Here is a 13,391-nt window from a genome sequence, read left to right as displayed (position 1 = left end):
CTTCGGTGTCACCGGACAAAGCCCTTCGCTCGCCGAGTGCCGGTCCGTGGGCCTATCAGCACGCAGTCGAGAGGTTGCACCGTTGATCGTCCGTGTCTATTGTTCGAGGATTAAAACATCATCTCGAGTGTTATACCCACTGATGATTTCTAACCAACAGATCGGTGTATAAAGACCCATCACAGAGGAATTCGTACTCTCAGACGTCGCTCTTATGTAGAACTACGGAAAGCCCCTATAACAAGGCAGTCAATGGTGATATCGACGGATGCGCCTGTGAGATTCAGCGATCTAATGATCCCGAATGTATGAGCGGCCTGCTCCAAGCCTTGCTTGGACAGGCCGCGGAACTTCCGCAGCCACGGTTGAACGAGCGAAAACAGACATTCTGCCTGATTGATGTGGACTCCGTCAGGCGATACGTACCTCTCTTTGTGGACGACCGTCCGGTGATCCCGATCCATCTCGCGGTACGCTTGGAGTCCATCTGTCCAGACCTCTCCCAGCCGCTGGGAGAGGTCTTCAGCTTCCTGAATCACTGGCTCAAGATCGCCTTCGTAGTCGATCCCACGCTGTCCGCGAATCACACGAAGCGAGTCGCGGCACGCCGCGACGAGCGTCAGTTGGTCACCGTGACGCCCTCGCCAGCGTGATCGGCCAGTGCGCGACGAGCCGCCGCGAGAACGGCTGTTTCGCGGCGGCTCTTGACCTTTGTAGCCAGAACAGACTTTGCCAGATTCGTCGACCTGTGTCGGTCCATCGATGGTCTGGTTAAACAGTTCCCAGGTGAGGGGGAAGCCGCGCTGAACCGCGGCTTCCGCCTCCCGAATCGCCGTGTGAACGGTTTTGTAAGCGCGACCGAGCAGCGGCGCAATTTGGTTGATACTCAGCAGCGTATCTGCGTAGAGAGTGAAAGCGAGAAGCACCTCTCCTGTGGTGAGGTGCTTCTCGTGAAATGGGGTTCCGTGGGTGTAAACTGGCTTAAATTCGCAATTACGGCACCGAACTCGGTCGTGTTTTTCCCACGTCATAATGCTCTGGTGACCACAGCGAGGACAGGATGTATTCTCCCAGAACCGCTTGAGTCGCCGCTCGATGCGCGCATCGAGCGGCTCGGTGTTGATCTCTATGACTCCTAGCTCGATCAGCTGCCGAAACATCCCGCCGAACGCTGACTCAGTGGAAGACATATCGCCAGATTAGAACTGTCTGAGTGTAATTATACGGGCTTTCCGCGTTTCTACATAAGAGCGGCGTGACGCTCTTGTGTAGAGCTGCGGAAAGACGATTTAACATGTTGAACACCCACCGTAGTCCGGCGATTTGAACCCGAGATAGCGTACTCAATTCGGAGCTGGCACAACCAAACGACCTCTTTCCGCGTTTCTACATAAGAGCGAATATATTTCAACAGAGCCATGTGGCTGATTCAAGCACTACTCAGCGGCGGTCGGCGGAGCGTACCCACCGTCCTGTAGGCTGGTCAGAATCTGCTTGATGTCCGCAAGGAGCGTATACAAGTTCTCAGTCGTGCGGCCACTACTCAGAAACTCATCACTATCCGTGTTCTCAACGAGGAGATTAGCGTGGGCGACATCGTTCCGGAGTTCCGTAATATCGTGAAGCCGCGACTGCGCCTCACCTGTCGTTGAAAACCCGCACTCTTGCCAACAGGCGTCGACGCTGGACACGATTGTACTGAGTGTCGAAAATTGGGCGTAGTGGATCTCTGATAATTCCACGTTGGCCGCTTTGGCATCTGTATACCGGGCTTCGATACCATCGATTTCGTCGGTGCTCACAGGAGTCTGCTTCCAATCGGAAACCTCCGCCGAGATGATCTCTCGCAGATGTTCTTCCAAGTACGTGATCCGATCGAAGAGATACATCCGTGCGGGTGGAGTATTCAGATCCGCACGGGTGAGGATACCGGTGATCCGGTTGTGGCCCCCAAGGAAATAGACCGGCTCCTCGATTAGCGCTGCGAGACTCTCCGCGAACGACGTGTCACCGCTAATCATGTAGTCAATGGTGAGCGGTGTGAGCGCCGTCTCAAGCGTGTCACCAGTATCGTCGGTGTCGACGTCATCTTCGTGGATGAATCCAACTGGGTCGCCGTCCCGGTCAACTGGCGCCGCATCGTAGCCGTTCGTCACGAGCCACTCAGCAGCAGCACCCGGTGCGGTATCGTACGAAACGTGTTCAACAGAGCCAGTTGCGAGTTCTGCCGCGGTGCTCTCGTATAGATTTCGGGCCACACACGGCGGTGAACCGGGCTGGGTATTCAACTTATGGGCCGCACGAATCGCGTGGCGCGGTAATGCTTGGCGCCGCAATATTAATGTCTTTAGAGCATATAGTTAGACTCAATTATGTCCAAAGGGTATTTTTATTCGGCGGGGGCAAGTGTTCAGTACGGGACAGCGGCCTGTCTCTTCCCTGTCGATGAACTGGATGCGACCGTCCTCCAACATCGGGATGCCCAACTCGCCCTCGACGCTGTCGATGGTGATGCGGTAATCGTCGTCTCTCCCACGAGTCTCGCAACCGGCTACAAGCTTGGAGGTCACCCGGTGACGGCGATCCGTGTCGACAGTCTCCCTGCCGACATTACTGCCACACTTGACGCCGCTGTTGAAGACGACATCGAGACCTTCGATCTTATTCAGATCGGAAAGTGGAACCACAGCAGTTCCAACCACTCGCTTGCTGAGTTCACCGACGCGTAGGCCCGCTACCCTTCCCACTACAGTCTACAATGCCCGATACCCTCGCCGACGAGTACCCGGAAGCAGCCCCATTCATTGCCGAAGCTGTCGAAGATCACGGTGAGGAATGGGTCCTAGAAAACTACTACTCTGAGCTCTATCCGCTCAGCCAAGTGATGGCGATGCCGGAGAAAGACGAACTTCCGTTCTTCGACCCGGACACCGATGAGACAATGTCGAAAAACGAGCAGATCGAAATGTACGAGGCGTGGGCTGAGTACCGCGAGAATCTGCGAACCGGGACGAAGCCGGACAAGTGACCAGAAGGCGGACAGTACGGCGCTTCACCAATATTATTCAGCATCAGGGTGACTTCGCCCAGTCAGTCTCGGCCCTACAGAACCAATACTCACTCTCGCAGCGTGTACTGACAGATTCGGATACCCTGAATGAGCTCCTTCTTTAATAGAGGACTTAGCCGTCTACCAACTAGCTGTTTTCTGATTTTTCTGGGCTGTCATCCTCCGATTCATTGCCGTACTCTTCGGGAATTGCCATCAACAGAACCCCAAGCACCAATCCAAAGAAGACACCAAGCAGAGGTTGTTCGCTTAGATTTTCGCGAGCGATTGAGAGCCGGTACTCCCATTCAGGGGTAGTCTTTTGTTGGATTGATGAAGTTCCGAAAGCCTGGCTGCTATCTACAGTACTGTTTGCCCATGTCGCTGTGTCTGTATTGGAAACAGTTGCGACAATATCGAATACCGCACGTTCAGACGGAAGGAACTGGCTCCCCTGTTTAGCGTTCGCGACAGCGACGACATCTTCGAGCGTACTCTCGCCGTCTGTAGCGTTTCGGATACGGTGGTCTAAATGGGCATTAAATAACGTTCCCCGCTGGTATGGGGCACGATGATCGGTCCACGTTGACCGGTTCGATAGGACAGCATGGCCCCCTGCGGTGTTCTCCAATCGGGTTGTTGTATTCTCGTGGCGAAAGTGTCCCGGCGCCCAGCATTAGTCGTAGGGACATATACTCCGTTGTCCCCTCATTGAACCAACTCATCTCGCCCAGTGAAGCATCACCAAAAGAATGTCTCGTATGTAAGTACTCGTGGAGTACGATATGGGTGGTATTCAATGGCCCATGTCGACTGGACGCCCACGCGTCCGCTTTGTGTGCTTCACCACTGGAAGTGGGATCGACTTTTCCCGGTGTTACGAATACTGTTGTCTTGCTGTAACGGTGTCCAACATCGTACTCAGTCATCGCGTATCGGAGCTGCCGCTCGATTTGCTCACTGTCAACCGCCGACCGGCTCTCGTCAGCGATGATGCCCGTGACTTCGTGGCATCCATCTTGAAGCGTTACAGCTGAATAATTTCCAAGATACGCGAATTGCGTACCAACGTAGCCGCCTTCGGGAGTGGTGTGGTGGACGCGGGTCTGAATGTACGAAGGGAGCGGTGTATGAAGCCACGATTCCCCGCTCGCATAAGATTCATTGGTGGATAATCCAGTTTGCACGCGATACGTGAGGGTCGGTGTTGCCTGCCGTCCACCAAAGGTGTAGGTCCCATCCGCAGTCTTCGAGAACCCAGTCGTGTTGACAACAGTAGCCGCAGCCGGTGGGTCAACCTCGAATGGGGTCAATTCACCGTGGCCATCGTATGTAATTTGGACTGTGTCATCCTCAGCGAGTCGTATCTCTCCCGTAAGCTGAGCCGATTCCCACTGTTGGGCTGTAAAAACATCTATACAACTTTCGGGGGCTCTGTCTTGGACTTGTTGACCCGTTGTAGCCGTAGTGCCAGCGGCCACGACTACAATGATAAGTAGCAGAATGATACCGTATCGTCGCATACTGCCACACCGTTAAAGACAGACAAAAGAGTTCGTCAAGGAGGGTGAAACTGAAACCAGAAGAGTCCGAGGGTGGACACCCGCACCAGAGACGAGAACGGAGGCGAACAGCAGCGCGGCAGCGACATCAAAGCGCACGGCTACGAACGGTACCACGGGGAAGTCTGCGAGGCCGACGTCCGTCGCCTTGAACGCCGTCCCCCAGACCGTACACAGCAACAAGAAGCGGCCGGCCGTCCGGTAGCGACTCATTCACGAGGAGGTCGCCGCCAACGGCGAAATATGCGTCGAACCACCCCAACTATCCGAGCATCCGGATGCGCTGGGCGACGGCATCGACAGCGCGGTGTGGTACAGCCAAAGGACTTCAACACCCGTACGGACACCATCAAAAAGGATAGCCGTCCACGAATCCGGTCGTCAGATTACGTCTGGAGTGGCGTCTCTAACGCCTCACCGACCGACACCTCACCGGCCGCAAGTTCGAACGTTTCATCATACGTACTCTCAGCCCCGAGCGTCGCAATCAGTGTCCGGGCGACATCTTCTCGCGGGATCTCAATCGCGTCTCTGTCGAGATCAGTACCTGTTTTGATTCGTTCGGTACCACCTTCGTTTGTCAGCGGTCCAGGCCGAACGATAGTGTACGTCAGGTTGCTCTGTTGGAGATACTCGTCGGCCTCACCCTTTGCGCGGAGATACTCTCGCAACGCCTCGGGGCTATTCTCAGGCTGATCGGCATTAATCGAACTAAGCATCACAAACCGTTCTACCCCCGCAGATACCGCCTCGTCAATGAGGTTAATCGCACCGTCGCGGTCAACACCCCACACGTCTTCACCACCCGATCCCGCAGCGAAAATGATCGCGTCAACCTCTTCAACGGCATGTGAGACATCACCGGTGAGATCCGCTACAACCGGCTCAGCACCCAAATCCCTGATATCTGGTGCTTGCGATTCCACACGCACCATCCCCTGAACACTGTGATCGCTCTCAGCGAGCAACCGGGTCACGTGTTGGCCAACTTGTCCATGCGAACCAGCGACGAGAACGTTCATACAATCGATGTTCGGTCAATATCGTCAAGAAGGTGGCGTCAACGGAAGCGACTGAGGAGAGTCAGTAAAGTATAGCGTATTCTGAGGCATAATGTGCTATACTGGAGCGGGACAACTGGATATCAGCAGCATTCGGCACAACAACTAACAGCGATCATACATATCTGCCAATATGCCAACGGAATCGGTCAACGGGGCGAAGTTGTACTACGAATCAGATGGAGACGGAGTACCAGTTGTCTTCCTCCACGGCGTGTTAATGAGTAGCCGATTCTTCAGCGAACAGCAGTCGCTCAGCGATGACCATCAGCTGATCACGCTCGATTTTCGAGGCCACGGTCGCTCGGAAAAGACCGAAACGGGCCATACACTCCCACAGTATGCCCGTGACCTGGAAGCGTTCCTTGACGCACAGGATCTTTCTGACGTTGTCCTTGTCGGGTGGTCGATGGGATCGCTTGTGGCGTGGGAGTACGTCCGCCAGTTTGGGACAGACCGGTTCCGGGGCTTCGTGAGTGTCGAACAACAGCCACTCGATCTTGAACAAGAGGATTACGAGCACGGTGTATTCGGCTTTGATGAACTTCGCGGACTCATGGAGCTCGCACAAACCAACCCACACGAGCTGGCGTGGTCCCTCATTGACGAGATGCTCGTGGATGAACCAGATGCTGTCGAACAGATGCTCTTCGATGAGATCACACGAGTCCCGCCACCGATCACGAGCGCGATTCTCTTCGACCAATCAGTACGCGACTACCGGGAAGTGGTTCCCGACGTAGATGTTCCTACCCTCGTGTGTCTTGGTGAAGATGAAACGATGCTAGAGAATGGTGGTGTCGAATACGTTGCCGACAAGACACCTGACGCTCAGCTTGAACGCTTCTCCAATAGTGGTCACTGTCCGTTCCTTGAAGAGCCTGAGCAGTTCAACCACGTCCTTTCGTCGTTCATCACAGCACGCTGCTAGTGACATCCTCCTCGCCGTAAACGGCTGTCTCTTACCCACAAATTCTATTCCCGTAGCTGAGAAGTTGAGGCTGGGAGATGGGACGAGATCAGCGGAGTTGGCGACCTGATCTGAACGATGACGGGGAGTTGTGTGACATGGATGTATCAGGTTGGATTCGGACGGAGTTTCGGGCAGCGGAGTTCGGAGACAAGCGTCTTACCGATCGATTGGTCCAACTCGGGGATGAACTCGGCAGTTCACCTGCCGAGTCCATCCCGGCTTCCTGCGAGGACTGGGCGTCCACAAAGGCTACATACCGATTTTGCGATAATGAGAGTGTGGAACCGACCGAGATTCTCTCTGCTCACAAGCAGTCACAGCGATCACGGGTGAGTGGCGGAGACGAGCTGTTGGTCGTCTCCGACACGACGTATCTCACCTTTCCTCGCCACCCAGCCAAGGACGGTCTTGGAGATATTAGTTCCTCAGATATCGACGTAGAAGGCGTCAAATTACACACTTCCGTTGGTATTCGCCCAGACACGCAGCAGATGACTGGGGTCATCGACCAGCAGGTGCTGGTCGAGGACCAACAGGCGGGCAACACTTACAGCACAAACGGCAAAGACGACCCAATTCTCCTTGAGAACGAGCATGAAAAGTGGTTGCGTGGGGATAGGGAAGCCGCCAAGTGGCTTCCCGAAGACGTGCGTCCGATTTTTGTCCATGACCGAGGTGGGGACGCATTCTCGTTGTACGAGGAACTGAGCAAGGAGAGTGCTAACGCTGGTTTCGTTGTTCGAGCCAATCAAAATCGACGAGTCTTGACAGAAGGTGGTGAAGGTGGGAAACTCTTCGATTGGAGTAGCGACCTCGCAGAACGAGGTCGCAACTCCATTGAGATTCAACAAGGCGGTGGACGAGAAGCCAGAACAGCCGAAGTCTCAATCACTGCAGGAACCTGTGAGTTGCGCGCACCGCGAAATAATCCGGATCAAGAAGGGTCCGTCGAAGTGAATGTGGTGAGAGTGGATGAAGTCACTGAGGCTGGCGATCCGATTCAGTGGGTGTTACTCACCACTGAATCGGTCGAAACGTTCGACGATATTCTAGCCGTTATCGAGTACTACGGCCTTCGCTGGCGGATCGAAGACTGGCACAAGGTGCTGAAGAGCGGTTGTAAAATCGAAGAGCGGCAACTGCAAACGTGGGAGCGTATGGAAGTGTTGTTGAGCGTGTACTCAGTGATTGCCTGGAAGGTCTTGGAGTTACGAGAGCTAGCCCGTGGAGAGGGTTCAGTTGCTCCAGAGATCTTGTTAAGCGAGGCCGAACGCGCAGTTCTGGAAACGAAATTTCCAGAACTGAGCGGTCAAAGCGGGAAAGCCTACGCGGTACATGTGGCGAAGCTTGGCGGATATTTAGACCGCGGTTCAGATCCCCCTCCAGGCTGGGAGACGATGTGGAAAGGGCTTCAGAAGCTCCGCATGTGGGCAGAAGGCTACGAACTGGGTGCTGAATGAGCGCCAAGCCGCTCATTCAGCGAGACTCTCGTCAATCCAGCTTCTGTTCAGGGTCACAGACCGTCCAGCCTCTGAAAGTCGTGAGTCAGCATCAATAATGATTCCTTCCTGACCAATCCACTCATATCAGAGCGAATTTGGTTGATTTTTCTCAGCAGCGCTGAGTTATGGGTAAGAGACAGCGCTAAAGCGCAGGGCTTTCTCCTCGATTCTCCGTAAGTTTCTGCCCGCTGATTGATATTAATCCATCACTTCAACGTACGCCTCGACGAGGACACGAGTGGGGTCGTTCGCTCCCGCATGGCGTCGGCGTCTCTGGGTACGCTCGGTCAGTCTCGCCGAAGGGTTATACCGGCCAGTCCCTTGTAGATAATAATGAGGCGGAACTCGGACGACGAGGACAAATCCGGTGGTGAATTCAACGGGATTGAAGACCTGCTGTCCGGAACGAACGGCGACGACGCCGCGGTCGACGTTCACGAGTACGACGAGGAGATCCGGGTGGTTGCAGACATCCCTCACGCTGTATCGGACGACATTACCGTCCAGTGTGACGGACGAACCGCAGCGATTCGGGTGGCGAGTGAACCACGACCGTTTGTTGTGCGCGTCGACCTCCCGTCCTACGTCGATGACACCTCTGGGGAAACGCAGTTCAACAACGGTATCCTTGAGGTGACCTTCGACCGCGATACGGACCCCGCGAATATCGGATTTCACTGAATTGATCGCCCCGAGGGGTGGCGTTCGCGAACGATCGAGGATCTCACAGCTCGTCAGCCGTGCTAACGTGCATTCCGACGAACTGCCACCCATTAGACGACTTCGTTAGTGTCCCGCTCCACCGTGTGTCGAACTCGTGACGCTCTCCAGATTCTGTATTGATCCAGCCCATTGACACAGTGTCGCTGAACCAGGCGTGAGTCCCGCGCTCACTGACTCGAAGTGCGTGACTAGTTACGGTCCACTCAGCCGTTGTTTCGGTCTGGGTGCGGAGGCCGGTTTGGATCTGTTCGCTCCCGACGAGACGCTCCGAGATACCAAACTTCACGAATGCGTCGTCGCCATCGTGCTCCTCGGCGAAGTACGGGGCAAGCGGGTCACCAGCCCGTAGTGCGTCGTAGTACTCTTTGACTGTCGATCGGGCATCCATGTGACAGACGAGGAGTCCAATAATCAAGTGTTCACGGGTCGCTCACCAGACCGAGATTACAATCTTAAACAAGGTCTCAAGCAAGGATTCCCACGCCGTCATCGAGTTCAACGGAGCGGACCAGTGAGGAGCTAATGTTGCTATTGGGCAAAATCCATACAAACGCTAGAACAATATCTATTGGTATGGTCGACAGCCCTCCTCGAATTGCTCTCATTATACTCGCACTGGTTTTAATCACAGTTCCATTCTGGGCACCCCCGCTAGACATAACAGGAACAGAATACGAGTATAGCGCCACACAGCTCACCGTTGAAGATGACCGAATACAGATTCGACAAGACTCACCGAGACTCAGACAAATCGATGGACTCGACTGCTTCAGAGAGCGGTCCCCGACCAGAATCTGTGGTTTTGAATCCGGGCTGGCCGGTGAGACATCGGGTCTCGCACCGTATCCCGGGGTTCGGCACGTCGCCGGAGACCCGTCGCTTGCTTCCCAAGATCGGTATCTTGCGTTCCCCAGCGACGGGCGTGTCTTCAAACGTGTTACAGGCTGGAACGAGTCGGCGCAATCTTATCGTCTCACCTTGGAGCGAGTAAATGCCTCACAGGCGTTAGAGGACGTTTCTCGCCCCGTTGACCAGTACTCACCAGCAGTCAAGCAGGCGGTTGAGACCGGGGGTAGTCAGTCTCAGACGAATCTTCAAGAAGCGATTGTAGTTGACGCTAGCGGGCGATATTACGCGGTGTACACCTCAGGCACGACGTCGCTTCTCTCCGAAGAGCCAGACTCGGAACGTGTGCTCGGGTTCTTGACAGTCATTGGCGGTGCTATGCTACTGTTCGGGGCGGGAGCGATGGGTACCGATCCAGCATCCGGGATAGGCGACTAAGCTTTGCTACCGTTGTACCGGCCGTTCAAGAATATCGAATACATCGATAGCTTTGTACTCACGATTTCGCTGCTTGCCAGTCACTTCGATAACAATGCCATCCGATTCGAGTTCTTCAATCGCATTGTAGGCAGTCTGTCGACTTACGTCGAACCGATCCGTGATGTTGTCTGCGGTGAAGTACGGCAGTTCAAACAGTTCGCGGGCGAGTTTGTGACTTGTCTTTTGATTCGGATACTGCGCTTCGTACTCTCGCCGGAGTTCGAGTAATTCGAATGTTCGCTCGTAGGAGTCCTTCGCTTGCTCTTCAATGCCTTTGATAAAGAACGCAATCCAGTCGCGCCATTGGCCTTCTTCGCTAACCGCACGCATCGTCTCGACGTACTCCTGCTTGTTTCGATTAAAATAGGCACTCGGATAGAGGTACGGCTCAGACAGATAGCCAGCCTTGTGTAACTGGAGGACGATTAGAATCCGTCCGAGACGACCGTTGCCGTCCGAGCAGGGGTGAATTGTCTCCAACTGATAGTGAGTGATCGCAAGGTCAACCAGGGGGTGGTACTCGCCGTCCATCTGAATATATGCTTCAAGCGAGTCCATTAGCTCCGAGACATGATCCGCCGGTGGTGGCACAAATGGGGACTGTCCGGGACGGGGCGACGGAATATGAACATCATCATCTCGCCACTCACCAACAACGTCCCCCTCGTTCCGAACTCCGTCGAGTAATGTTTCGTGGAGTGATTTGAGCAGTTCGACCGAAATCGACTCTCCTTGTTTAATTGCGTCAAATCCATCACTGAGTGCGCGCTCAGCGTTCAGAACCTCCTGTAAGTCACGGCTCACACGCCCAGAACTGCCTGATTTCTGGCGTGTATGATACGCGTAGACTTCGTCCATCTCGACATCTGCGCCCTCAATTTCTGCTGTTTCGACTGCTTCGAGCCGGAGGAGCGACGTATACAGTACCGGCGAGAAATCGACAGTGGGACTAATCCCGTCGATACGTCCCAGCTGGAACGTCGCATCTGATATCGTCGCTGTGAGATCCTCGTCAATCTCAACCCGCGATGAGAGGGGCAACTTCTCTGGAATATAGTAGGGATGCGGATGCGACTGTTGGTAGTGCCCCGGCGCATCTGGTGGCAAATCCTCTGCTCTCATTTTGAATTACTTTGTCTCTAATACGACTTAATCATACGGGTTATAAACAAATTTGGATAAGCGGGATCGAAGACCGCTCCAAATCAAATTACAGTCGTTGTGCTACAACTATATCCGCTTAATCTAGCTGAGACAAATAGTGTCGACGGTTGCGCTAATCCCACATGAACAGTGGATGCCGACGGTGCCGGCGGTGTGTCGTGATGTCTGAGATTTCATATCGATGGCGGGGTCTTCACTTCGAAGTTGGTGTGTGATGACATTGAAGAGGTAGAGAATTCATTTCGATGGAGGGGTGTTCATATCGACACCACCCCTTTCATCTCGACAAGGGTTATGAACTGGCTGTTTCAGAAGTCGTGCGAAATAGTTCGAGGTCCTTGTCAAGGAGATATCAATATATATCCTCAATTGGGTGCCCCTCTCGGATGAACTGTTTGTAGTCCTCAAACGCGTCGTCGCGACCAGCGGGGAGGATCACGATTCCGGTCATGCTTGAATGGAAATCATTGGTGGGAAGCAAATAATTGGTTACAAGACTCTGTTGAAATCCTCAACCAGTGACATATTCTTGGAGCCGTGCTGAATACAGAGGATGGATTGAGCACAGAGATACCGTTCGAGAACTCAGGACGTCACCGGGAGTACCGTGGTGCCACACGGATAATCAGTTCACGCTCTTCGACAGCTCAGCCCCCGCCTTGAATTTCACTTCCTCTGACACACTCGCAGCGTTCACCAAGTGTAACGCTGGCGCATCCACCGCCACGTGCGTCACGAACCCGTATTCGTCGCCCGTCACCTCTAACGTGACCTCATTCCCGGCCTCTCGTCCCGGTCGCTTCTGAAGAGTGTAGTCGACACCCCCCGACTCCGAAAGCACACCCGTCTCGACCAACTCCGCTACCGTCCCGGAATCTAACCGCGCCCCCCGCCGAGCACGCTCACCAGACACCGACCGTTTCACCAAGTCACCGAACCCGTCACCATCAGCGTCAGCCGAGTAATCGAAACAACACTCGATACCAACCACCTCCGTCGGACCGGCCATCGACAACGCTGTCACCGAATCCTCGTACAGCGCAGCGTCGTCGATGACCCATCCACCCGTGTACACGAGTTGGTCGTTGCTCTCACACCGCTGGACGTACAACAACGCCGGGAACGGACGCGGACACTGCGGCGGCTGCACCAGCACTTGATACACCAACACACCCAACCCAGACCCAGACTCCGTTGTACGAGCCCAGACACCCGGACCACACGGGTCATCATCCGCCGCAGTACACACCTTCGCAGACTTGTCTTCCGCCGTCGGTGGCGAACTGACGACCGTCACCGTCCCGTCACCACCTCGAACGACCTCAAGACGCCCACCCGTCGCCACAGGCCCCGTCATCTCCGAAACGAAGTGAGGCGTCGTCCCGCACACCGCCCCCGGATGAGCGGACGAGTCAGTATTATCACAATCACCACCACCATCCGAACCAGCAGCATACTCCGACTTCCCCCACGAGTACACCTTACCCTCACCATCTGACTCGCCCGTCAGATACGCGATGAGCCGCTCCGGCGTCACCTCCTCACGGAGACTCCCATTCCCACCCGGAACCTCCGCATCAGGCAAACACACCGAGAACCGCTCAGCAACAATCGGTTCACCACCCAGATACGCGACGAGGTCAGCGTCCTCCTCAGAACCGTCACCGACACCATCACCATCGGAATCTGAATCCGTATCACCCGCCTGCGTCTTCCGCTTGTTGCTCCGCGACGAATTGTAGTCCTGAGCCATCACCGCAGAAGACGTAACCCACCCCTCCAACTCGACATCCCCAAGCTGCCCGGCAGACACCGTCGGAGCCAACCGACTCACGTGCGGGCTCCCCGGAGCCATCATAAACGTGACTTCCGTGTCATCATCATTCCAGTCTGTCCCTGCGAACACTGCCGCAGGCGACGAGCCCGTGTTCGTCACTGACGACGCAACTTGATTCAGACAGCCAGCGAGTCCCCCAACTACAATAACCCCGCTCGCTGCGAGTAGTGACCGACGGCTGACGGTCGTACGTG

At 54.9% G+C, this 13,391-nt stretch carries 11 protein-coding genes and 1 pseudogene; 5 read left to right on the top strand and 7 right to left on the bottom strand.

All coding sequences use genetic code 11. The features are described from left to right. Positions 1 to 212 precede the first annotated feature (212 nt). The gene (locus tag EO776_RS15810; RefSeq protein ID WP_129452557.1) at positions 213 to 1,190 is read right to left on the bottom strand and encodes an IS1595 family transposase; all 978 of its coding nucleotides are present in this window, start codon (positions 1,188 to 1,190) and stop codon (positions 213 to 215) included. A gap of 246 nt (positions 1,191 to 1,436) precedes the next feature. Beyond that, positions 1,437 to 2,258 carry a CBS domain-containing protein gene (locus EO776_RS15805; RefSeq protein WP_186279068.1) on the bottom strand — a complete coding sequence of 274 codons (822 nt, stop codon included), beginning with the start codon at positions 2,256 to 2,258 and terminating at the stop codon, positions 1,437 to 1,439. A 114-nt stretch (positions 2,259 to 2,372) separates the two neighbouring features. Here EO776_RS15805 and EO776_RS15800 point away from each other — a divergent pair, with 114 nt between their 5' ends. Both EO776_RS15800 and EO776_RS15795 read left to right on the top strand, forming a co-directional pair. Continuing rightward, the gene (locus tag EO776_RS15800; protein WP_094580477.1) at positions 2,373 to 2,729 is read left to right on the top strand and encodes a hypothetical protein; all 357 of its coding nucleotides are present in this window, start codon (positions 2,373 to 2,375) and stop codon (positions 2,727 to 2,729) included. A gap of 29 nt (positions 2,730 to 2,758) precedes the next feature. Beyond that, complete coding sequence (locus tag EO776_RS15795) at positions 2,759 to 3,028, top strand: hypothetical protein (protein ID WP_094580478.1); 270 nt, start codon at positions 2,759 to 2,761, stop codon at positions 3,026 to 3,028. Positions 3,029 to 4,635: 1,607 nt separating this feature from the next. Here the strand turns inward: EO776_RS15795 and EO776_RS19440 are convergent. Beyond that, positions 4,636 to 4,824: pseudogene (locus EO776_RS19440) on the bottom strand (DMT family transporter); the annotation flags it as partial. A gap of 173 nt (positions 4,825 to 4,997) precedes the next feature. Continuing rightward, positions 4,998 to 5,633, bottom strand: coding sequence for an SDR family oxidoreductase (locus EO776_RS15785; RefSeq protein ID WP_094580479.1), 636 nt, complete (start codon positions 5,631 to 5,633; stop codon positions 4,998 to 5,000). Between the two features lie 172 nt (positions 5,634 to 5,805). Here EO776_RS15785 and EO776_RS15780 point away from each other — a divergent pair, with 172 nt between their 5' ends. The 3 genes from EO776_RS15780 (at position 5,806) to EO776_RS15770 (ending at position 8,828) form a co-directional block, all read left to right on the top strand. After that, positions 5,806 to 6,603 (top strand): alpha/beta fold hydrolase, encoded by a 798-nt coding sequence (locus EO776_RS15780; RefSeq protein WP_094580480.1) that lies wholly within the window; start codon positions 5,806 to 5,808, stop codon positions 6,601 to 6,603. A gap of 77 nt (positions 6,604 to 6,680) precedes the next feature. Continuing rightward, positions 6,681 to 8,105, top strand: a complete 1,425-nt coding sequence (locus EO776_RS15775) for an IS4 family transposase (protein WP_094580467.1) — start codon at positions 6,681 to 6,683, stop codon at positions 8,103 to 8,105. A 375-nt stretch (positions 8,106 to 8,480) separates the two neighbouring features. Then, positions 8,481 to 8,828, top strand: coding sequence for an Hsp20/alpha crystallin family protein (locus EO776_RS15770; protein ID WP_158228716.1), 348 nt, complete (start codon positions 8,481 to 8,483; stop codon positions 8,826 to 8,828). 43 nt (positions 8,829 to 8,871) lie between these two features. Here EO776_RS15770 and EO776_RS15765 read toward each other — a convergent pair whose 3' ends face one another. The 3 genes from EO776_RS15765 to EO776_RS19435 all read right to left on the bottom strand — a co-directional run bounded on the left by EO776_RS15765 (position 8,872) and on the right by EO776_RS19435 (position 13,113). After that, a complete protein-coding gene (locus EO776_RS15765; RefSeq protein ID WP_049933511.1) occupies positions 8,872 to 9,258 on the bottom strand; it encodes a nuclear transport factor 2 family protein in 387 nt (128 codons plus the stop codon). Between the two features lie 902 nt (positions 9,259 to 10,160). Beyond that, positions 10,161 to 11,318 carry a Fic family protein gene (locus EO776_RS15755; protein WP_094494455.1) on the bottom strand — a complete coding sequence of 386 codons (1,158 nt, stop codon included), beginning with the start codon at positions 11,316 to 11,318 and terminating at the stop codon, positions 10,161 to 10,163. Between the two features lie 667 nt (positions 11,319 to 11,985). After that, positions 11,986 to 13,113, bottom strand: coding sequence for a hypothetical protein (locus EO776_RS19435; protein WP_246041543.1), 1,128 nt, complete (start codon positions 13,111 to 13,113; stop codon positions 11,986 to 11,988). Positions 13,114 to 13,391 lie beyond the last annotated feature (278 nt).

This window comes from Halorubrum ezzemoulense (assembly GCF_004126515.1).
Classification (GTDB): Archaea; Halobacteriota; Halobacteria; order Halobacteriales; family Haloferacaceae; genus Halorubrum; species Halorubrum ezzemoulense.
This window is presented reverse-complemented; position numbering and strand designations above follow the sequence as displayed.